The 20,797-nt window shown below is 35.5% G+C and carries 22 protein-coding genes; 13 read left to right on the top strand and 9 right to left on the bottom strand.

Annotated elements, in window-relative coordinates:
• From HPY60_07935 to preA, 5 genes are all read left to right on the top strand, one after another.
• Nucleotides 1–883, top strand: an 883-nt coding sequence (locus HPY60_07935) for a nicotinate phosphoribosyltransferase (protein ID NPV51106.1), incomplete at its 5' end; no start/stop codon positions are given.
• On the top strand, nt 883–1,347 hold the full coding sequence (locus tag HPY60_07930) for a hypothetical protein (protein NPV51105.1): 465 nt from the start codon (nt 883–885) through the stop codon (nt 1,345–1,347). The genes HPY60_07935 and HPY60_07930, both read left to right, overlap by 1 nt.
• Before the next feature lie 34 nt (nt 1,348–1,381).
• A complete protein-coding gene (locus tag HPY60_07925; protein NPV51104.1) occupies nt 1,382–2,899 on the top strand; it encodes a hypothetical protein in 1,518 nt (505 codons plus the stop codon).
• 252 nt (nt 2,900–3,151) lie between these two features.
• The gene (locus HPY60_07920) at nt 3,152–4,189 is read left to right on the top strand and encodes a hypothetical protein (protein NPV51103.1); all 1,038 of its coding nucleotides are present in this window, start codon (nt 3,152–3,154) and stop codon (nt 4,187–4,189) included.
• A 4-nt stretch (nt 4,190–4,193) separates the two neighbouring features.
• On the top strand, nt 4,194–5,381 hold the full coding sequence (preA, locus tag HPY60_07915) for an NAD-dependent dihydropyrimidine dehydrogenase subunit PreA (GenBank protein ID NPV51102.1): 1,188 nt from the start codon (nt 4,194–4,196) through the stop codon (nt 5,379–5,381).
• 5 nt (nt 5,382–5,386) lie between these two features.
• Here preA and HPY60_07910 read toward each other — a convergent pair whose 3' ends face one another.
• The 4 genes from HPY60_07910 to HPY60_07895 form a co-directional block, all read right to left on the bottom strand.
• Nucleotides 5,387–6,130: a hypothetical protein gene (locus tag HPY60_07910; GenBank protein ID NPV51101.1), complete on the bottom strand. Its 744-nt coding sequence runs from the start codon at nt 6,128–6,130 to the stop codon at nt 5,387–5,389.
• Between the two features lie 64 nt (nt 6,131–6,194).
• Entirely contained in the window at nt 6,195–6,533 is a 339-nt protein-coding gene (locus HPY60_07905; GenBank protein ID NPV51100.1) for a P-II family nitrogen regulator, read from the bottom strand.
• Nucleotides 6,534–6,544: 11 nt separating this feature from the next.
• Nucleotides 6,545–7,777 carry an ammonium transporter gene (locus tag HPY60_07900; GenBank protein ID NPV51099.1) on the bottom strand — a complete coding sequence of 411 codons (1,233 nt, stop codon included), beginning with the start codon at nt 7,775–7,777 and terminating at the stop codon, nt 6,545–6,547.
• Between the two features lie 265 nt (nt 7,778–8,042).
• Nucleotides 8,043–8,453, bottom strand: a complete 411-nt coding sequence (locus tag HPY60_07895; protein ID NPV51098.1) for a hypothetical protein — start codon at nt 8,451–8,453, stop codon at nt 8,043–8,045.
• A 109-nt stretch (nt 8,454–8,562) separates the two neighbouring features.
• Here HPY60_07895 and HPY60_07890 point away from each other — a divergent pair, with 109 nt between their 5' ends.
• Nucleotides 8,563–9,996 carry a hypothetical protein gene (locus tag HPY60_07890; protein ID NPV51097.1) on the top strand — a complete coding sequence of 478 codons (1,434 nt, stop codon included), beginning with the start codon at nt 8,563–8,565 and terminating at the stop codon, nt 9,994–9,996.
• A 4-nt stretch (nt 9,997–10,000) separates the two neighbouring features.
• Nucleotides 10,001–10,480, top strand: coding sequence for a universal stress protein (locus HPY60_07885; GenBank protein NPV51096.1), 480 nt, complete (start codon nt 10,001–10,003; stop codon nt 10,478–10,480).
• Between the two features lie 3 nt (nt 10,481–10,483).
• Here the strand turns inward: HPY60_07885 and HPY60_07880 are convergent, their stop codons facing one another.
• Nucleotides 10,484–11,035 carry an aldolase gene (locus HPY60_07880; GenBank protein NPV51095.1) on the bottom strand — a complete coding sequence of 184 codons (552 nt, stop codon included), beginning with the start codon at nt 11,033–11,035 and terminating at the stop codon, nt 10,484–10,486.
• The gene (locus HPY60_07875; protein ID NPV51094.1) at nt 11,020–12,738 is read right to left on the bottom strand and encodes an aldehyde ferredoxin oxidoreductase family protein; all 1,719 of its coding nucleotides are present in this window, start codon (nt 12,736–12,738) and stop codon (nt 11,020–11,022) included. Before HPY60_07875 ends, HPY60_07880 begins: the two co-directional genes overlap by 16 nt.
• A gap of 136 nt (nt 12,739–12,874) precedes the next feature.
• On the opposite strand from HPY60_07875, the gene HPY60_07870 reads away from it, so the two are divergent.
• The 3 genes from HPY60_07870 to HPY60_07860 all read left to right on the top strand — a co-directional run bounded on the left by HPY60_07870 (nt 12,875) and on the right by HPY60_07860 (nt 15,679).
• A complete protein-coding gene (locus HPY60_07870) occupies nt 12,875–13,978 on the top strand; it encodes a PAS domain-containing sensor histidine kinase (protein NPV51093.1) in 1,104 nt (367 codons plus the stop codon).
• Nucleotides 13,965–15,308 (top strand): DUF835 domain-containing protein, encoded by a 1,344-nt coding sequence (locus HPY60_07865; protein ID NPV51092.1) that lies wholly within the window; start codon nt 13,965–13,967, stop codon nt 15,306–15,308. The genes HPY60_07870 and HPY60_07865 overlap by 14 nt, the downstream gene beginning before the upstream one ends.
• A gap of 62 nt (nt 15,309–15,370) precedes the next feature.
• Entirely contained in the window at nt 15,371–15,679 is a 309-nt protein-coding gene (locus HPY60_07860) for a hypothetical protein (protein NPV51091.1), read from the top strand.
• Here HPY60_07860 and HPY60_07855 read toward each other — a convergent pair.
• Both HPY60_07855 and HPY60_07850 read right to left on the bottom strand, forming a co-directional pair.
• A complete protein-coding gene (locus HPY60_07855) occupies nt 15,673–17,247 on the bottom strand; it encodes an MMPL family transporter (GenBank protein NPV51090.1) in 1,575 nt (524 codons plus the stop codon). The genes HPY60_07860 and HPY60_07855 overlap by 7 nt on opposite strands.
• Nucleotides 17,248–18,117: a protein translocase subunit SecF gene (locus tag HPY60_07850; protein ID NPV51089.1), complete on the bottom strand. Its 870-nt coding sequence runs from the start codon at nt 18,115–18,117 to the stop codon at nt 17,248–17,250.
• A 54-nt stretch (nt 18,118–18,171) separates the two neighbouring features.
• On the opposite strand from HPY60_07850, the gene HPY60_07845 reads away from it, so the two are divergent.
• Together HPY60_07845 and HPY60_07840 are read left to right on the top strand one after the other, a co-directional pair.
• Nucleotides 18,172–18,426, top strand: a complete 255-nt coding sequence (locus HPY60_07845) for a DUF131 domain-containing protein (GenBank protein ID NPV51088.1) — start codon at nt 18,172–18,174, stop codon at nt 18,424–18,426.
• Nucleotides 18,423–19,169: a tRNA (adenine-N1)-methyltransferase gene (locus tag HPY60_07840; protein ID NPV51087.1), complete on the top strand. Its 747-nt coding sequence runs from the start codon at nt 18,423–18,425 to the stop codon at nt 19,167–19,169. The genes HPY60_07845 and HPY60_07840 overlap by 4 nt, the downstream gene beginning before the upstream one ends.
• Before the next feature lies 1 nt (nt 19,170).
• On the opposite strand, the gene HPY60_07835 is transcribed toward HPY60_07840, so the two are convergent.
• On the bottom strand, nt 19,171–19,686 hold the full coding sequence (locus HPY60_07835) for a CDP-2,3-bis-(O-geranylgeranyl)-sn-glycerol synthase (GenBank protein NPV51086.1): 516 nt from the start codon (nt 19,684–19,686) through the stop codon (nt 19,171–19,173).
• A gap of 70 nt (nt 19,687–19,756) precedes the next feature.
• Here HPY60_07835 and mtnA point away from each other — a divergent pair, with 70 nt between their 5' ends.
• Nucleotides 19,757–20,794, top strand: a complete 1,038-nt coding sequence (gene mtnA, locus HPY60_07830; protein ID NPV51085.1) for an S-methyl-5-thioribose-1-phosphate isomerase — start codon at nt 19,757–19,759, stop codon at nt 20,792–20,794.
• Nucleotides 20,795–20,797 lie beyond the last annotated feature (3 nt).

The raw sequence follows: 20,797 nt of genomic DNA, 5'->3' as shown, positions 1-20,797 counted from the left end.
TGAAGGAAACTATAAAGACTTTTGTGATCTTGAAACTGCACTATTAGGATTTTTGTGTCAATCTTCAGGTATTTCAACTAAATCGGCAAGGCTTAAAAAAATGGTGGGAGAAAAACCTATACTTAGTTTTGGTGTCAGAAGAATGCATCCAACAATAGCCCCTATGATAGATAGGGCTGCATATCTTGGCGGTCTAGATGGTTTTTCTTGTATAGGTGCTGAAAAAATAGTAGGAAAAAAAGCTTCTGGAACAATGCCGCATTCTCTTGCATTAATAATTGGAGATTCAAAAGAAGCTTTTGTTTTGTTTGATGAAATTATCGATAAAAATATACCCCGGATAATGCTAGTAGACACTTTTTGTGATGAAAAAAGAGAGGCCTTAATAGCAGCAGAGAGTGTCAAAAACTTGGCTGGAGTACGGCTTGATACCCCAGGTTCAAGAAGAGGAAACATGTCAAAGATAATACAGGAAGTCAGATGGGAACTTGATATAAGAGGATACGAGGATGTAAAAATATTCCTTTCAGGTGGATTGGACGAAGAATCTTTCAATTCATTTAAAGATGCAGATGCTTATGGTGTTGGAACTTCAGTTTCAAACGCCAAGACAATAGATTTTGCACTTGACATTGTTGAAATAGAAGGAAAGCCTTTTACTAAAAGAGGGAAACTAAGTGGCAAAAAAACAGTGCTTAGATGCCCAAAATGCATGAAAGGGAAAGTAGTCTATGGAAAAACAAGTGAAAAGTGCACATGCGGAGAAAAAATGAAACCTGCCCAGAAAGATTTAATGAAAAAAGGAGAAATACTAATTGATTTTGAAGATGTTACAAGTTTAAGAACTAAAGTTCTTAATCAAATTAGTAAAGTTGAGTTTTAATGAAAGTCTTGCTTGCAACAGCTTGTGGTGCAAAAAAAAATAAAGGCAAAATGCCAGCTATTGACCTTTACAGATCTTCAAGAATAAAGGCAGTCTATAATCGAAGAGATGGGGCGGACTTTGCTGTATTAAGTGCTAAATACGGTCTGATTTATCCAGATTTAATAATAACTTACTATGAGCAGATTCTTGATTCCAAGAGCATGAAAAAACTTCTACCTCAAGTTATAGAATTTATCGGTAAGTATGATCTTATTGTTTTTTTTAAAGGGGGTTCAAGAGAAGAATACAGAGAACTTGTAAAAAACGCTGCTGAAGCAATAAATAAACCCCTAGTCCTAATAGGAAATAGAAATCAGGAAGATATTGGAAAACTTGAGGAACTCTTAAAGAGATGTATGAATGAAGATTTAGATAAAATCACTGAAATTGCAAACTCGATTGAAACTTACAACATACTATAGAAAACTATTTTAAATCATATTAGAGTTAGCTTTTATGAATCCTCTTCTTCTAAATCCCTTTCGAGAGGAGGCTAAAGAATACCTTGGAATTAGTTTTGACGAGGTTTCACAGGCACTTTTAGACTTTGGAATTAACAAAATTAAAACTGAAGTGGAAAATATTGGTGATAGGAGATATATTTTTCCAACAGGGCCAGATGAGGCAACAGAAATAGTCTCTTTTTATCTATTTTGTCAGGCACTTTCAAAAAGGCCCTTTTCTAGTGAAACTAGACTTTTTGCCTCTACTTGTTCAAGAATATATAAACAACGATTGTCTGAGCTATTAATTCAAGTTAAAAATAATGAAAAAAGAAAGGAAGAACTCATTTTTATAATAAAAGATATTCTAGACGTAATTTTATTTAGATTTCCAGATATAAATGAAATTCTTAGGTATAGGGCCGATATAAGCAGACTCAAAGAAAGAAAAATCACAGATATTAAATTAGAAGAGCCCCATGTAATAATAAAGGGATTGGATCTTAAAATCACAGATGATATTATAAAAGACTTAGAAAAACTGGGCCTTATAAAAATCTCAGGGGAATCACGAGATTCATGGATTTTCCCAGAATATTTGATAAAATGGACTGATGCTGAAACTTTAGTTCAATATACTGAAAGTTACATTCTAAGTGGGTATATAGTAGTTAACGACAGCATTCTTCTAAATGCATTTGTTAAAAAAATGGAACAGAAAATTTTAACATATATCAAAAGTATAGCAGAAAAAACAAAAGATCTTAAACTTCCAATATATGAAGAAATATTCAGAGAAATATCAAAAATATCTGGATCATTATCCGAAATTGAAGTTCAATCAGAAGAGCTTAACCCTGAAGTGTATCCTCCTTGTGTAATAAAAGCCCTTTCTGGTGTTGGCGCTGGTGACAGAAATTATGCCATTACCTTATTCCTATCTTCTTTTTTATCCTATTCAAGATTATTACCTTCGACTAAAATTTTCTCGAAAGATGAAAAGCCTTCACTAAACGAAACTCAAATTAATATTTTAATAAATGAAGTCATACCTTTGATTTTATCAGCTGCTAACAAATGTAACCCTCCATTTCTTGAAGATCAACCTCAAGAAGAATTGAACATCTACTACCATCTTGGATTTGGCTTAGCTTACCCCACCTTAGATAACTTTGGCAGAAGCAAATGGTATATCCCTCCTGGGTGTGCAAAGGTGAAAGAAAACGCCCCAACACTTTGTGAGCCGGACAGTTTCTGCAAGATGTACTTTTATGAAGTCACAAAAAAAGAAGTTCTTGAAAATCTTAAGGGCAACACAATCGGAGAAAAAATTTTACTTGTTTTAAAGGATAGAATGCGTCCGCTAAATGAAATAATCCAAAAAACTGGATTGCCAGAAGAAGAAGTAAAAAAACAACTTTTAGCATTTGTAAAAAATAAAACTGTTACTGCAAGAAGAATTAATAATCCTTTCATGTATTATCTAAGAAAAAAACGGGCCCTAAAGAGAAAAGCGGATATTATTCGTTAATTCAGGTCTAATCCGCATATATTTTACTATTTATTTATTTAAATGAATATACGACGAAAACTATTTAAATAAAAAAAACATAAAGAAATCATGTTTTTATCTATTTTGGTTTTTGAAAATTTAAAGATAGGAGGGATATAAACGAGTGAAGCTATTATCAAGGAGGTTAGTTTCTCCGAGACAACTAAAGACCCCAGAGCACAAGTAGTCATAGTAGGAAATCCATGTGAGATAAACGGTGTAAAGAAGATAATGGCGCTTACAAATGAATTCAAAGAATTCTATAAAGATAGAGATTCAGACTACCCCCACTGGCCAAAAAGAGTATTCACTATAGCCGTATTTTGCAAGGAAAATTTTTCTCCAAAAACAATACCATCTTTTGTTGAAAAAAATATGGGCTTACCATTAGAAGAAGTCAATAAGATGAATATCTCGAGTGGAATTTTCTATGCATATACAGACAAAGAAGTTAGGTCAAGAAAGATAGCAGAAGTATCAAAGTATGCTAGAGGAAACTGCAGACAGTGTACGGATTTTACTGGTGATTTTGCAGATATATCTATAGGGAGTGTGGGGACAGAGGCAGGATGGTCAACTATAATTTTGAGAACTAAAGAAGCAAAGGATTTGTTCAAGAAACTTATTGACCAAGACTTAATTGAAGTCTCGCCAAACGTCCAAATGGAAGCACTAAATAAGGTTATAGATCTAAATAACAAACAGGCTAAAAAATCTATCAAACTTGCTCAAGATAAGGGATTCAAACTTCCTTTTGTAGATTTGGAAAAAGATGATAATTTAGAAGGATTTATTGAGAAAGGACATAAAAAGAAGTTTATGGACCTAGAAAAAGAAATTTTGCAACCAGGGCTTTGTGTAGCATGTGGAACATGCGCCCTTGCATGTCCATGTTATAATATAGAAATACTGGAGGATGGGAGGCCCTACAGTATTAGGAGTTGTTTGCCTGATTGTGGATGTTGCTACATGTCCTGTCCAAGAACACATTCTTTCAAGAATATCCTCTTGAAGAATCAGGAAGAACCTGAGATTGTTGCGGCAAGGGCCAAAAATCCATCACCACATAGTCAAGATGGTGGAGTTATAACAGCCTTAATAACATATGGCCTTAAGAATGACGTATTCTCCAAAGCCATCGTTGCTAGGGCTGATTCAAAGTGGAGGGCATATCCGTTTATTACAAACGATCCTTCATTCCTGAAAAGGGCCGCAGGTTCAAAATATTCTATTATCCCACAAGTATATGGATTAAAGTATGGAAGGTGATCTAATGGTCGATTTAGGTGTTGAATTTTTAGGTGTTGAGTTTAAAAGTCCGATTCTTCTCTCTTCAGCCCCCCCAACTTTGGATGCAGATCATATAAAAAGGGCTGTAGAAGCTGGATTTGGTGGTGGAGTTACTAAGACTATTTCTTACAGACAATTCCACGATCCAAAACCAAGATTTCAGGGAGTAAAAGTTAGAAACAGATTATTTGGAATGCAGAACATAGAGCATATTTCTACCTATGTCTTTGACTGGTGGAAAAAAGAGTTTAAAGTACTAAGAGAATTAAAGAAAACCCACGGTACCCCAATTGTTGCAAGCATAATGGCAAGTACAGACCTCGATGAATGGGCAAAGCTTGCAAAAGATGTAGAAGCAGAAGGTGCAGATATAATAGAACTTAATGTTTCATGTCCTCACATGTCAGATAGTGCAATGGGAGCATATATAGGTCAAGATTGTCCATTGACTAGTGAAGTTTCAAAGGCAGCAGCAGAAGCTGTTAGCATACCAATCATGACAAAACTAACCCCAAATGTAACTGATATTGCCTCAATTGCAAAAGAAGCAATAAAAGGCGGTGCCAAAGGGGTATCTGCGATTAATACTGTTTTGGTTTTATCTGGTGTTGATATCAATACCGGAAATCCATTGCCCGATGTTTGGGGCAAAGGAGGCTTTGGAGGATACTCTGGGCCAGCCGTTAGACCAATAGGACTTAGAATGGTCGGAGAAATTGCAAGAGAAGGTATTAATGTTTCAGGTATCGGTGGAATTGATACATGGGAAAATGTAATTGAGTATATGATGATGGGAGCCGGCACAGTCCAACTTGCAACAGCTGCAATGTGGTATGGATTTGACATAGTAAAAGGCTGGAATGAAAACATACTTACATTTATGAAAGAGCACGGATACGACTCACTTGCCGACTTGAAAGGAATTACATTACCAAAGATCACTGAGCTTGAAAAATTGGACTACGTTGATGAGGTCTACTCTGATGTTGACACAGAAAGATGCATAGACTGCAGAAGATGTGTCACAGCTTGTAGAGATGGAGCCACAGATGCAATGAAAAATCCAAAACTTAATGATGTAGATACTGAAAAATGCGTAGGCTGTGCACTCTGTAAGATGGTCTGTCCACAAAACTGTATCTCTATGATTATCAAAAAAGATAAAAAATAATTTTTTTATTCTTTTATTTCTATTGAAGCTTCTGGATTAAATGGATTCATCCTGACGGCAAGTGAGAATAGGTAAGGATATTTGTTTTTTAAATGACCCATATATTCAATCCACTCATAGATTAAAATTACATAAGCTCTTTTCATATCTCCCTGCAAATGATTTAAATCTGTTCCAGTACACTTTTTTAGATCATCCCTAAGCGACAATTCTTCAGTTAGATGTGTTACTGCCCACAAGAGTTCTGTGAATGAGTCATGCTCTAACAGATTTGGATTTTCTAGAAGCCTTAACATAAACTCTCTTTTTTCAAGTAAAAATTTCTTAAGTATCTCTAAATCCGCTTTTTCCATATCTATTTCATAGTGGATACTCTTCGCGATTTCAAGCTTATCTATGAAGTCTTTCTTTGACCATTTACCGATATCTATAAAATTCTCTTTTACCTCATCAAAATTTTTATCAAAATCGTTAAGACGATCTAGTAGGGTCCTGCCCATTTCAACAAAAAAAGTTCCCACAACCATATTCATCTTTTCTAACATTGCCTTCTTGTCTCTTATAGTCAGTAATTCATGGATTACAAGGGTAACCATCAGCACCTCAATAAATACAAAAGCAATATCACCTATCAAATAAAGAAATATGTGGTGGACATCCCTAAAAATAAAATAATGGAAAATATACACCGAGGCCGATAAGAAAATTAGAATAATTGCCCATTTAAGTTGCCATTTTATATCTCTCATGAAAAACTAACTGAATACATTAATTTAAAGATTACTATTTTTAAAAATAAAATAAAATAAATTATTATATTGCTTTTTGGTCTTCCTCACCAGTTCTTACCCTGTAAACCTTTTCTACGTTGGAAATGAATATCTTACCGTCACCTTCTTTGCCTGTTCGTGCGCTCTCTAGTAAGATACCAACTACTTTATCGAGATACTTTGCTTTGATTACCAGCTCAATCTTTATCTTTGGTATGAAGTCTACGTGATACTGCCTTCCTCGCCACTGCTTTGTCACACCGCCCCCTTTTCCTCTGCCTTTTACCTCTGTTATAGTCATTCCAACACATCCAAGTTTGTCCAATGCAGCCTTTATGTCGTCAAGTTTTTCTGGCCTAATAATAGCTTCAATTTTTTTCATCTTTTACCACCTCACATCTTTAAAAAGTCTGGATACGAATCTCCACCAAACTCTGTAATATCAAGACCATTTATTTCTACCTCTGGAGAAACTCTTAGCCCTAATAATTTATCGATTATCTTCGCCATTACCAGTGCAGAAAAAAAGACAAGGCCAAATGTAGAGACTACTCCTATCGCTTGAACTATAAGTTGTGAAGCAGAGCCTGTTGTAATCAATCCATTTTCGCTTGCAAACAACCCTACTGCCAATGTTCCAAAGACACCACATACACCGTGAACTGATATGGCTCCAACAGGGTCATCAATCTTTAGCTTTGATTCTATAAACTCTACCGCATAGACTACTATGGAACCTGCTATTAATCCTATCACCAAAGCCCACTGTGGAGATACTACTGCACATGGCGCAGTTATTGCTACAAGACCTGCGAGAATACCGTTTAAGAACATACCTGCATCAGGCTTTTTGGTTTTAAGCCAGGAAACTGTAAGGGCGGCGAGCCCCCCTCCAGCAGCAGCGATGTTTGTTGTAATTGCAATTAGTGGAACAGCGCTGTCAAATGCAAGTTCACTGCCAGGGTTAAATCCAAACCAGCCAAACCAGAGCAAAAGGCATCCTATCGCGGCTAGCCCTATGTTATGTCCTGGCATAGCCCGTGGATTTCCTTTTTCATCAAACTTTCCAAAGCGAGGTCCCAATACTATCACTGTAGCCAAAGCTGTCCACGCTCCAACGCTGTGTACAACTGTTGATCCTGCAAAGTCGTGGAATCCTAGAGAGGACAACCATCCTCCACCCCACACCCAGTGTGTAATTATTGGGTATATCAATCCAACAAGGACCACTGATAATACTATGTATGCACTAAACTTCATCCTTTCAGCAACTGCACCACTTACAATGGTAGCGGAAGTTGCCGCAAACATTGCTTGAAATAGAAAGAATGCCAGAGCAGGTATCAGAAGACCGGGCCATGGGCCTTCACCAATTCCATTTATGAAGAAGTATCCAAGGTCCCCTATGAAGCTCCCAGAGCCAGAAAAGGCCAAAGTGAAGCCTATCACCATGAACACGATGCTCCCCATTACTATAGTGAATACATTCTTAGTAATAATACTAATAGTATTTTTTGACCTTGTTAATCCTGCCTCTATTGTAGTAAACCCAAGGTGCATAATAAATACCAGAAAGCTGGCAATTAACACCCACATTGTATCTAATAGACTTATTTCCATCGACATATTAATCACCTTATTATTAATCCTCCATTTATTTTTTTATATACTAAACATATGTTTAATATAATGATAAAATAGAGAATTAACCTCCAGTATTTATAACTATTGCTATTATTATGGTCATATTAGGCCCAATAAGGCAATATTATGATATATTTTGTCTTAAAATTTATATTTGTCCAGATATAATAGTATTATATAACCATCTAGACTTATTTCTTTACTTAAATTGTCATTTAATTATTAAAATAAGAAAAGTTAAGATCTATTAAATGTCTAGACCTTCCACTTCAGTTGGCCTAAATGAGAATAGGTCACTAAATTCAGTTTTTTCAATCATGCCAAGAATGTATTGTTTACTCTTTTCAATAAGTCTTATTGCTTCATTTGAGGTAAGGTCCTTACTACCTATGACAACTATCAAAAAAGTTTCCGATAACGGAACTGTTATTATTTTTTCATTTTTGTTTGTTACTGATAGAGCTTCAGGTATAATGTTTTCTATCCTTCTTGCAGCATCAATTACCCCTGCCATCCTCGCTGCTATCCTCTGAGTTTCATCCTTTTTTTCTTTAACAGCTATTAAAAGGCCGTCTGTACCCATTATAAAAGCATCTTTTATTTTATTATTTTCTCGGGTAAGGTTCTTCAAATGTTTAATAAGGATCTCTTCTCGCATCAGACCACATAATAGATAACAACTATAAGTTTATAAATTTTGTTGGAAATTTTATCAGATAGATTTAAATTCAAATTATTATAATCTGGCCTATCAGTTTGGTGACACTATGTCTGAAGAATATCAAGGCAGCGGAAAAATGAATTTTAGAAGAGATATGTTTATCCTTATATTTGTAATTACAGTCTTAGCAATATTTCTTGATAGGATAGGTTTTAACACTTCTCAAGTTATTGCAACTTCAATACTGGCAGCAGCTGTGATTGGGACTTTACTTTTCTGGAGTTTTAGAGTCGCAATAGCATTTATGGGAATTGGAACACTTTTGATCACGAAAACGATGGATATACCTCATTTTATTGAGTTTGCTTCTTTGGATGTAATTCTTTTCTTAGTTGGAATGATGATTATTGTTGGAATGCTTAAGGATGTAGGATTTTTCAGATGGTTAATGATTAAAATTGTAAAGATAACTAATTTTGAAGCTGGGAAGTTAATCTTTGTTTTCTGTATTTTATCAGCTTTTCTTGCAATGGCTATCGATGAGGTCACTTCAATTATTTTTGTAACAGCAGTTTTACTTGAGATTACTGATTATTTCGATGTAAATCCTGTACCCTATGTAATTGCATGTGTCATGGCAACGAATATTGGTAGTTCTGGTACAGTTTTGGGCAATCCAATTGGAATTTTGATTGCAATGAGAGGGGGCTTGTCCTTTGAGGAATTTATTGTGTGGTCCTTCCCGGTAGCAATGATGTCTTTAGTCATGACAATACTTGTTATTTTCATATGGTATAAAAATGATATTGCCTTATTTAGATCAAAAATTAGATTAAAAATGAGGTCAACAGAGAAACTAGCATTTCAGGACGAATGGGAGTTTGTTCCGGACAGGACTGAATTCAAAATTGGTCTTGCTATATTTGTAGGAACTATAGTTTTGATTGCAATGCATAGAAGGCTTGAAACTTTGTTCGATTTACCACACAACACATTGTTGTTATTTTCTTCACTTATAGGTTCTAGTATGGTCATGTTCTGGAAGAGAACAAAAGCCAGAGAATATATAGAAAAAGATGTTGACTGGTGGTCACTAGTCTTTTTCATGATGTTATTTGCAATAGGTGGAACATTAAAATTTACAGGAACTACAGACATAATAGCAAAGGCTGTTTCAGGCCTTGCAAGCGGAACCCCAGTACTAGCAACTATGATACTATGGATTTCTTCTATCGGATCTAGTATCCTTGATAATGTGGTATTGGTAGCTGCTCTAATCCCTGTCGTAGAAAGTTTTAATAATCTTGGCGTGTATACCTATCCATTATGGTGGGCTCTACTATTCGGTGGCTGTTATGGTGGTAACATAACAATGGTTGGAAGTACTGCCAACATAGTAGCCTTAGGAATACTAGAAAAACGTAAGAGATACAGTATGAGTTTCCTTAAGTGGTTCTGGATTGGGCTCGTCGTAGGCGGAATATCAACTTTAATAGCTAACATAGTCTTGGTATTCCTGATACCATATATGCCAAGGTGATTATATGAAAATATTGATGTGTACCGATGGATCATTTTATTCGGATAGTGCTCTAGCGTATGGCGCTCAATTATTTTGTAATTTAAAGGAACATGAAGTAACTATACTATACGTTATGCCTAAAGTTCACGAAGAGTTCAAGTTTTATGAAAGAAAGTTTGAAGAAGAAGTAAGAAAATTAAAAGAAGTCGAACTTAAAAATGTAGAGACTGTTGAAGAATTAAAAAACTTGAAACCTGTCGATGTCAGCGTTCGAATATTAGAAGGTGCATATAAGCTTATGATGAAGTTTGGATTTGATGCAAAAACTAAAGCAAGATCGGGAAACCCAGCAGATGAAATCCTTAGAGAAGCCGAAGAGGAAAACTATGAACTTATTGTCATGGGACAATATGGATTCTCAAAATCAAATAAAGCATCTTTAGGAAAAGTCGCATCAATTGTAGTTAAAAATAGTAAAATTCCTGTTTTAATTGTTAAATAAATATTATTTATTTTTACTTAAATCGCAGAAATATTTTATCTTGGAACTGTGTTCCATCATAGTTGTATGCACATATGCTTCTTCTAGGATCTTTCCTACAGCAAACGTTCCATGAGCTTTAACAATACAACCTTTATGCTTTTCAAGAGCCTTTGCCGCATTCTCTGCTAGTTCCTTTGTTCCTATATGACCAGTTACTATAGGTATCTCATGGAAAAAGAATTTTCCCTCAGAGTCGTATGGTTCAATCGAGTTTTCATTTAAAATAGACTCTATAACTGCAAATGGACAATGTGCATGAATAATGGCAAGTGCAGAAGTCTTTTTGTATATTTCTCTATGGACAATAGTTTCACTTGAAGCTATTAGGTCTAGAGATGAGGGTTTATTAAGGTCAACTGTGACAACAGATGCTTCAGTTATCTCATCAAGCATACATCCGCTTCTTGTAACTGTAATACTATCTCCCACTCTAACACTAATATTGCCAAAATGAGAGCTTAAATATCCTCCATCGACAAGTTTTTTACCAAATTTAGCTATTTCTTTCCACATAAAAATTTCCCTTCATTTTTCAAATCAAGCGACTCCAATCTTTCCATTGTTGGGATTCCTTTGACCCACCCTCTGTAAGTGTAATATTCCCCAAGTACTGAATTAAATTCTTCTTTTGATATTCCATCTTTACCAAAAAACCTTTCCGGTAGCGTATCTTCGGCATAGGTCATGTCTTCCCTAAGATTGAACAATCTTTCAAGATTATAAATCCTCTCTCCAGTTTTTATAAATTCTTCAGAGGTATAAACCTCTCCAACTGCTGCAGATAATAAATTTGCATACTCTTCTTCAGACAATGCAAAAGAAGAAAATTGACACATTACCAAAGAGTGAACACTTGCAGAAATATTTTGAAATATCTGTATGAGGCCACTTTTACCAGAAAATGATAATCTATCGATTAACTTAGGTTTACCCAATATCTCTGGCCCAACCATATAAGCCCTTAAGTGGCATGCACCTCTATTGGAAGTAGCATAACTTAGTGCAAGACCCAGAACGCCTCTTGGATCGTAACCGGGTATTTCTAGCCCTTTTACAGACATCGACGATCCTTCTTTCCCTTTACTCTTTGAATATCTAAAAGAGCCTTGGCTCAAAGGTCCACCTTCAACTATCTCCTTTAGTGGTTTCTCAATATCCTTTTTACCTTCTAGTTCTATATAACAGCTTACAGCATTCCCTGCAGAAATGGTATCAACACCATAATCATTACAGATATAATTTGCCTTTATTATTTTGTCAATATCATCGTTCATAGAGTTAGGGCCAAACATTGCTATAGTTTCATATTCCGGTATCTCCATGTTTGTTTTTCTATCCTCACGTTTGCATGCTATAAAACAGTTATAACATGTTTTCTTTTTGACATCATAGTTTTCTGAGATATATTCTCCGGATACTTTGTAGGCATTTTCAAAATGAACCTTTCTAAAATTATCTGTTGGCATTATCCTCATAGTATTAATTAGATTTACAAGTGAAGGGGTGCCATAGTATGCCAATCCTTTTGATGCAACAGGGGAAGCATTTAAGAGTCTCATTGACTCTGCTATGTATTTTTTCATTTTTTCGCTATCAGATACCTTAATTTCTTTTTTTCCCTTAACAACAAATGCCTTTAATCTCTTTGAGCCCATTACTGCCCCGAGTCCGCCTCTACCACAAGCATGTGTATATTCGCTCATAATAGAAGAAATGGGTATTAATTTTTCACCGGCTTTTCCTATACAAGATACTCTATAACCATCATTTGATAATATTGATGTAGTTTCCTTGACATTTTTGCCCCAAATTCCTGATGCATTCTTTATATTAACTTCACCATTATCAATTTCTATAAAGACTGGTTTTTCTGAAGCTCCTTTGATTACAACTACATCATATCCGGCCATTCTGAGCTCTCTACCAAAAAAACCGCCGGCACTTGAATCAAAAATAGTGCCTGTGAGCGGAGATTTGGAAATAACAACGTGCCTACCTGAAAGGGGAACTACAGTACCTGTGATGGGTCCAGTAGTAAAAATTAGGATGTTCTCTGACGAAAATGGCTCAGTATTTGGTGGGAGCATATCATATAACAATTTTACACCAATGCCCCTCCCACCAATGAACTTAGAAACAGTTTTTTTTTCAAGTTTTTTAGTTTCTATTTTTTCAGTATCTAGATCTATCTCAAGAAGTTTTTCTATGTGAGGCAAGTAAATCTCCTTTCCAAACTAAAATAACTCTGTTTAAGAAGTTTTCTTTTTATTTCTTTGGAATTTACTTAATTCCATATAAGATTTTCGCAATTCTAAAGCAAATATATAAAAAGAGTTCTCAAAAATAGTAAAATTGAGTAAGAATCAAATGGCACATAGTAGCGAATTTTCTCCATCAAATAGTACATTTAATGTATGTATCTCAAAAAATTTTGCCATGCCAATGGCCGAAATAGCAGATGATAAATTAATTTACTTTAACGAGGCTTTAATAGATATGACGGGATTTTCAAAAGAGGAGATGAAAAATATCTCCTTTTCAGATTTATTATGTCGTAATGAAAAAGATAACATATTGGCTATTTTGAATTCAAAGAATAAAGAAAGTATTTTTTCATATACTACAAATAGCTCTCTACTTAGGAAGAATGGAGAAAATATCCCTTGTGAAATAAAATTAGATTTTTTAGATAGAGATGGCAAGAAAACGGTATTAGCATCATTTAAAGAAATTGATAAAACTAAGGGCATCAATCTCTCCCCGTTAATTTCTGAGAAACTTGATTCAATAAAAAGACTTTCAGCTAGCCTTTCTCATGAGATTAATAATCCTTTAAATGTGATTGTTAATTACATGTACATAATTGAAAATACCAAAGATGAAGATAAAAGAAAAAAATATATTAAGACAGTAAACTATGAAGTTGAAAGAATAGCTGGCATCTTAAACTGGCTTTTAGATTTTTCATCCTATATGCATGGAGAAATTTCCGCAATAGATATTGGAAACGAGGTCAAAAGAGCAATTGAATTAGTTGAAAATGATTTTAGATCAAAAAATATACTAATCTCTTACAAAGAATCTGGCGAGTGCATAGTACCATTCACCGAAGGTCAGCTTCAAAGAGCTATTACTAATCTGCTATTAAATGCCAAAGACGCCGTTCTTAATATTAATCACAATGCAACTATAATAATAGATACTATAAAACATGAGGACTACATCGAAATTAAAGTTTCAGATAATGGTATAGGGATACCTCCAGAAAATCTTGAAAGAATCTTTGATCCATTCTACACAACAAAATCTTTTACAAATAATAGGGGAATTGGTCTTCCAATGACTCATCGTATAATAGAATCTCATGGTGGCAAAATCTATGTTGATAGTGCCTTGAACAATGGAACTACTGTTAGAATTGTTCTCCCAAGGGGGCAAATTAATGGAAAAGGATGATTTCAATATCTTAATAGTAGACGATGAGATAAATATAAGGGAAAGCCTAAAGCTAATTTTAGAAACAGAAGGCTACAATGTATTTGATGCTGAAAGTGGCGAAGAAGCGGTTAATCAATTACAGAGTAAAAAAATAGATTTAGTTCTCCTTGACTTGAAAATGAAGGGAATATCCGGAGAAGAAACATTAAAGCAAATTAAGGATATTAATCCTGAAGTAATGGTTATAATTTTGACGGGATACGCAACTCTTGACTCTTCACTTGAAGCTATTAAATACGGGGCATATGATTACCTTAAAAAACCTGTCAGCGTGAACGAAATAAAGCGTCTTATTTTCAAAGCATATGATCATTGGAAACTATCCGCCCTAGTCAAGCACTATAATACTGAGCTAAAACAGAGATATGTAAAAAGAAATAAAGAACTAATCTCAGTAATAACTTTATCAGAAAAGCTAAGGGAAATTGATTCCTTAGATAAAGGGGCAAAGCTTATCGTTGACACAATTCACGATGCAGTCGGATTTGATAAGGTTTGTTTTTATTCAGTCAATGGGGGCGGAACTCCAAGAATTTTAAATAGAATTGGATTTAATTCAAAGGAATCAAAAAAACTACTTGAAATTTACGATAATCATGTCAACAAAAAACAAAATCTTCCTTCAAAAACTAGTTTTATTTCACCTATATTTTTTGAAAAAGATATAATTGGAGCATTGTATGTAGAGAAATTAAATTCTTCTCTAGAGCAAGAAGATGAAAATCTAATTACATTAATCTCCGGAGAAGCCACTTCATTTCTTTTGAGGTTTAAGTATAACATTGTTACAAACGGAGAAGAAGAGGCTCCTTTCCCAATTAAACATCAAATCCCTCAAGGGAGGTCATTTATAGTATACGAGGATAAATATGAAAAGAGCTTTGAAATTTTTAAAGATCTTATAACACACAATATCTCTGGCCTCGCAATAACAAGAACCCCTCCAGAGTCTTTAAAGAAAAATTATGACATTGAAAAAACGCCTTTTATTTGGTTATCAAAAATAGAAGGCCCAAATACTATTTCTCCAATCTACCTTAATAGTATCATGAATCTAATAACTGATTTTATCAATAAAGGAAAAGATTCTGTTGTTATAATTGAGGGGCTTGAATATCTTGTATCTCAAAATAATTTTGACATAGTCTTGAAATTTATCCAAGCCTTAAGAGATCTAGTTATAGTTGAAAATTCAAGATTGATTATCCCCTTAAATAAAGCTGCCGTCACTCCAAAAGAAATAGCACAGTTAGAAAAAGAGCTTGAAGTCCTTAAGTTAAAAAATTGAGAAAATCGCATTTTTTAGCCAAATCTTTTTAAGCTTTTCACTTCAACTTTAATAAGATTTCTATGAGCAGCAGTATAAATGAGGAAGATTTGAGAAAGGAACTAATCAAACTTATCGAAGAAACAAGACACCAGATACCTCAAAAATCGGAAATGAAAGAGGCAGTATTAGCCAGATCTTTCATTGTATTTGCACTAGGATGCTTTACTGGAATTGAAATGTATACAATTAATCTCTTTCTGACTTCTAAAATAGAACTAAGCTTGGTACTCCTATTGTTCTTCTTTGCCGTTGGATTCTTGATTGGCGTCTTTGTGGAAAAAATAGATTTAATAAAAGTAAAATCTAAATATGGCCATTTAGATTATTGATTTTTTAATAATATTTTTGCTATATTTCCATATGCAGGTCTTGTGATTGTTATACCGATCAAAAGACCTATTATTGTAGTCACTGCAAATCCTCTAAGCATTCCCAAACTTAGGTATGCAAGAGGTGCCATTGCACCTATTGTTGTAAAGGCTGAGGTGAATATAATAAAGAAGGCATGTTCTACTCTTTTCTTGATGCTCTTTCTTTTCCTCTTCTCTCCACCCTTTTCCATTATAGATTCATCTGTAATAACTATCTGGTGGTCTACTCCGGTACCGATTGCCGCAATTATACCTGCCATTGCTGCAAGGTCTATTGTCCAGTGAATAACTGATGCAACCCCAAGTATAATAATGATCTCAGAGAACGATATCATTATTATTGGCAATGAAATGAAAATTTTTCTATATCTTATGAAGACAATTGCCGCTACTGCAATGAGAGCTGCAAGGCCTGCGATTAAAACTTGTCTAATGAATTCTGAACCTAGAGTTGGAGAAATAAAACTTTTTCCAGCAATGTTTGTTGCGACTGGCAGTGCACCTGACTGAAGTATAATTTTAAGTGATGAAGTTTCTTTTGCAGCTTCAGCAGGAGTTGCTGAAGTTCCAGTAATAACATATGCCGGTGTGGCAGAAGCTTCCCCTGTAGCGAGATCATCAGAGAGCCTTGGTGAGCTCATAAGCCCAACTACCCTAGTAAAGTAAGTATAATCGCTTTCATTTTCTGCTCTAGTTTCCCTGTCTGTTTTGAATCCCATGTCTCCTATCTGATTTAGAGTGTCCCTTCCAACTTCTTCTTCTGTTGCAAGGACAATTACTCTTTCCTTATCTCCCACATAAGTTTTCAAAAGTGTCGGGATTTCAGAACTGTTGTTGAATGTAAGTAATTTTATGTCGTCTCCAATCCTCTTTTCAATGGGGAAAGGATCCTGTATCTGAGGAATTGAAACATTTGCATCAAGTCCTGAAATATTTAAATCTAGTGTGGAAGCGGTAAGTGAATTGTAAATGTTCTTGTTCATGACAATAACTGAGTTAGCTGGTCTATCAAGAAACATATCAACTGGGTATCCCCCTTTACCTTTAGCAACATTTGCAAAGTTCTGACCTGCTTCTTTTGTAATAGTAAACGGCACTTTCCATTCAGTAACAGCTTGATATCTTGATTGAACTATTTCGGGAGCATCTACCCTTATAATGTCTGAACCTTTTACAGCAACAACTCCGTCAATTCTAGCCTCGTATACCCCTTGTTCTTGAAGAATTTTGATTACACTCGCTTCTTTTTCTGCAGAAGTCCCTGAAACTTCTACCATTATATTTGATTCTCCCCAAGGTCTAACATTTACATCAGAGATACCAAGCCTGTTTAATCTCAACTCAAGCCTTGTAACTGTATCCTCCATTACATCAGTTGTAACAGCCCTTTCAAGTTCTAGTGTAACTAATGTTCCACCTTCAAGGTCAAGACCTGTGGATATGCCGTTAAAATAAATTGCAGTAACTGAAAATATGACTGCAAGTATTAATATGAGAACCCTACCATTTTTTAGAATCTTGCTCATTTATTCGCCTCCTTTCTGCCTTCTTAGTGCATACCATTTCAAAACTCCGGCATTGAATAGCCATGTCATCATAAGATCCCCAATTAGACCGAATATTAGAACAATTGCAATGTCATCAAGGACATCAGAAGTGGAGAATATGTAAAGGGCACTCAATGCAGCAAGAGTAGTAAAAGTCATGGTAAGCCCTGTTTTCATAGCGGTCCTTACCTTTTCATTTACATTTTCCCCTTTCTCTTTAATCACTCTTGCCGTAAGAAGAATATCCGTATCGACAGAGTAACCGATTAACATCAAGACTGCAGCTATAGTGTATCTTGAAAGCTCAATTCCTGTAATGGACATAAATCCAAGAGCAATAAGCATATCTGAAAATGCTGAGAAGACAACTGCTGCAGAGGGTATGGGTATTCTGAAGGCCAAAAAGACAACAATTGCCATAAATAGAAATGCAAACAATACAGCTTGAGTACCCTGTTCTAAAAATGAAGCTCCTAGGGAGGGGCCTATATTCTGTACGCTTATAGCAACATCAGGATACCTCTGATTGATCAAGCTGATTAACTTTGCAGAATCAACATCAGGCCCAGTTTCCACAATAAACCCTTCTGTAAGTGGGCTGAAAATTGATCTAACTTTAATTGTAGAATCCCCTAAGTTTGTAATAAGATAATTTTGAATTTCAGGAGTGTATTCAACTCCCTGAACTGTTGCAAGTGTCCCACCTCTTAAATCAACACCTAAGTTAATGCCAAAAGTAGCTATGAATACTACAGACATTAAAACTAAAATTAATGGGAATATTACTAGTTTTTTATAATTATAATTTGTTACATCAATTTTATCAAATATTTTTTCAAAGGTCGCCATAATAACCCTCCCCCAAAGGAAAACTCTTAAGAACTATTTAAATAACTTTGTATCATGTATTTTGAGAGACTTATTCCCTTAGGATTTATTTTTATTTTAATAGGGATCTTAATTATCGTGGCGGGAACTTTTTTGTCTTCATTTAAGGGGTATTCAGAGAGTCACATTGAAACGGGAGGGGTAATATTTATTGGCCCAATTCCTATACTCTTTGGGAACTCTAGACCTCTTATATTTATATCCATAGCAGGTGCAGTTATTCTTATGGTCGTTTATTACTTAATTTCAAGGGGGGATATAATACGATAGCAGAAAATGATAGGGTCTTACTGTTGGATCCAAGAGGAAAAAAATACCTTATTACAGTTACAAGCAAAATATTCCATACAAATCTAGGCAAGCTTGATCTTTCTGAGCTTGTAGGGAAGTCTTATGGAGATAAACTTAAATCCCACATGGGAAAGAGCTTTTCGATTCTAAAACCAAATCTGATTGATTATATCTACATGATGAAAAAGATGCCACAGACAATTAACCCTGACGACGCATGCCAGGTTATTGCAAATACTGGTATCTCTTCTGGGGATACTGTTGTCGAGGCAGGCGCGGGGTCAGGTGCCATGACGTTGATATTATCTTATACAGTATTCCCTGGAAAGGTCTATTCTTACGATATTAATGAAAGATTCCTAAAAGTTGCTAAAGAGAATATTGATATATATGGCAAAGGAAACGTCGAATTTAAGCTAAAGGATATCTATGAAGGGATAGACGAGAGAGATGTTGACCTTATTTCTCTAGACCTACCTGAACCATATAGGGTCGTTGGTCATGCATATGAAGCTTTGAGAGCAGGTGGATTCATATTCTCATTTTCTCCATGCATTGAGCAGGTCATTGATTTTAGAAGAGAAATATCTAAGTATGATTATTCCGAAGTAAGAACAATTGAGACCATAATCAGAGAGTATGAGGTCAAAGAAAAAGGAACAAGGCCAAAGACTAGAATGCTGGGGCATACCGGGTACATGTCATTTGCACGAAAAGCTTAATTTACCACCAGACTTCTTTTTTACCGGCAAGATACCATACAACATTTGAAACAAAGTGGACAAACGGAGTTATTATAATAGATATGAGGACAACTTCAAAAGAGGGAAGCCCTAGGGGCGCAACTAGTATTATTGCACCTAACATGAAATCAAGCTGATCTAGTAAAGGCGCTGCATTACCACTTTCTATATTTACTCTCCTTTTTATGAAACTTCCAAATATGTCCCCACCAATTGCACCAGCACCCATCAGAAATCCCCTTAGGATGGCATAACCTAAAGAGGGGAATGGCAGTGCTATATGCTGCAAAAGGCTTATTATTATACCTGCCAGGATTCCTACAAAAGTTCCTTTTATTGTCTTTCCTTTACCAAACAACCTTCTACCATCAGAAAGAACCCTACCGCCATCAAGTGGGGGGCCTCCTCCCCAAACGGCCGGTGCCATATTAGCAATGTAAGGTGGCAGTATAAACCAGATAATATTGAATATCAAAAGAGGCGTTATTTCGATCATATTGGGTCTCGTTAGTTTTTTATAGCCAATGAGAGTGGAGTATTTAAACCTTTTTAGGGAGGCCATTATGATTAAAACTATTTATTTTGAAGATAATATGGTCAAATATATAGACCAGACGCTTTTGCCAAATGAGTATAAAGTTGTATCTTGTACAGATGTTAAGAAACTGGAAGTTGCCATAAAGACCCTAGCTATCAGAGGCGCACCTGCAATCGGCGTTGCAGGGGCATATGGCATAGTCCTAGGGGCTTTAAGCTACAACGGAAATAATAAGGATGATTTTTTCAAAATAATTAAAGATTCTGAAAATATAAAAAATGCTAGGCCCACTGCAGTAAATCTCATGTGGGCAGTTGAGCGGATGATGCGTCATTTTGCCTCTATAAAAAATAACTCAATTGAAGAAATTAAAAAAGAGCTCGTTCTAGAGGCCGAAAGGATAAGGAAGGAAGATGCAGAGATTAATAGACAAATGGGGCAGTATGGGCACCCCCTTATTTCCACTGGAGATGGAGTACTTACTCATTGTAATGCTGGAGCACTTGCAACTTCTGAGTACGGGACCGCACTTGGGGTGATCAGGGCCGCCGTTGAAGCTGGAAAGAAGATTAGAGTCTACTCAGATGAAACAAGGCCGCTTTTACAAGGTGCAAGGCTAACTACATGGGAGTTAAAAGAGGACGGAATACCTGTAACTTTGATATGTGATAACATGGCCGGGATTTCCATGAGAAGAGGATTGATTCAGAAGGTAATAGTTGGGGCAGATAGAATCGCCATGAACGGGGACGCCGCGAATAAGATTGGAACCTACCAAGTAGCAGTTTTAGCTAAAGAAAATAACATTCCGTTTTACATTGCAGCGCCCATTTCTACATTTGACCCAAAAGCAAAAACAGGCGAAGATATACCTATAGAAGAGAGAGACAAGGAAGAAGTGACCCATCTTGGCGGCAAGAGGATAGCAACAGAAGGGATAGATGTTTTTAATCCTGCTTTTGATGTTACACCTGCAAAATATATATCAGGCATAATAACTGAAAGAGGCGTATTAAAGCCCCCTTATGAGAAGAGCATCAAGGAATTATTTGATAATTCTTGCTAGATT

This window comes from Methanofastidiosum sp. (genome assembly GCA_013178285.1).
Taxonomy (GTDB): domain Archaea; phylum Methanobacteriota_B; class Thermococci; order Methanofastidiosales; family Methanofastidiosaceae; genus Methanofastidiosum.
Note: the sequence above shows the minus strand (reverse complement) of the source record. Positions and strands in the feature narration are given on the sequence as shown.

What these genes read in the sequence shown, in the direction of transcription:
- HPY60_07930 (NPV51105.1), top strand. Translation starts at nt 883, where the DNA reads ATGAAAGTCTTGCTTGCAACAGCTTGTGGTGCAAAAAAAAATAAAGGC.
- HPY60_07925 (NPV51104.1), top strand. Translation starts at nt 1,382, where the DNA reads ATGAATCCTCTTCTTCTAAATCCCTTTCGAGAGGAGGCTAAAGAATAC.
- HPY60_07920 (NPV51103.1), top strand. Translation starts at nt 3,152, where the DNA reads ATGGCGCTTACAAATGAATTCAAAGAATTCTATAAAGATAGAGATTCA.
- preA (NPV51102.1), top strand. Translation starts at nt 4,194, where the DNA reads ATGGTCGATTTAGGTGTTGAATTTTTAGGTGTTGAGTTTAAAAGTCCG.
- HPY60_07910 (NPV51101.1), bottom strand. Translation starts at nt 6,130, where the DNA reads ATGAGAGATATAAAATGGCAACTTAAATGGGCAATTATTCTAATTTTC.
- HPY60_07905 (NPV51100.1), bottom strand. Translation starts at nt 6,533, where the DNA reads ATGAAAAAAATTGAAGCTATTATTAGGCCAGAAAAACTTGACGACATA.
- HPY60_07900 (NPV51099.1), bottom strand. Translation starts at nt 7,777, where the DNA reads ATGTCGATGGAAATAAGTCTATTAGATACAATGTGGGTGTTAATTGCC.
- HPY60_07895 (NPV51098.1), bottom strand. Translation starts at nt 8,453, where the DNA reads ATGCGAGAAGAGATCCTTATTAAACATTTGAAGAACCTTACCCGAGAA.
- HPY60_07890 (NPV51097.1), top strand. Translation starts at nt 8,563, where the DNA reads ATGTCTGAAGAATATCAAGGCAGCGGAAAAATGAATTTTAGAAGAGAT.
- HPY60_07885 (NPV51096.1), top strand. Translation starts at nt 10,001, where the DNA reads ATGAAAATATTGATGTGTACCGATGGATCATTTTATTCGGATAGTGCT.
- HPY60_07880 (NPV51095.1), bottom strand. Translation starts at nt 11,035, where the DNA reads ATGTGGAAAGAAATAGCTAAATTTGGTAAAAAACTTGTCGATGGAGGA.
- HPY60_07865 (NPV51092.1), top strand. Translation starts at nt 13,965, where the DNA reads ATGGAAAAGGATGATTTCAATATCTTAATAGTAGACGATGAGATAAAT.
- HPY60_07860 (NPV51091.1), top strand. Translation starts at nt 15,371, where the DNA reads ATGAGCAGCAGTATAAATGAGGAAGATTTGAGAAAGGAACTAATCAAA.
- HPY60_07855 (NPV51090.1), bottom strand. Translation starts at nt 17,247, where the DNA reads ATGAGCAAGATTCTAAAAAATGGTAGGGTTCTCATATTAATACTTGCA.
- HPY60_07850 (NPV51089.1), bottom strand. Translation starts at nt 18,117, where the DNA reads ATGGCGACCTTTGAAAAAATATTTGATAAAATTGATGTAACAAATTAT.
- HPY60_07845 (NPV51088.1), top strand. Translation starts at nt 18,172, where the DNA reads ATGTATTTTGAGAGACTTATTCCCTTAGGATTTATTTTTATTTTAATA.
- HPY60_07835 (NPV51086.1), bottom strand. Translation starts at nt 19,686, where the DNA reads ATGATCGAAATAACGCCTCTTTTGATATTCAATATTATCTGGTTTATA.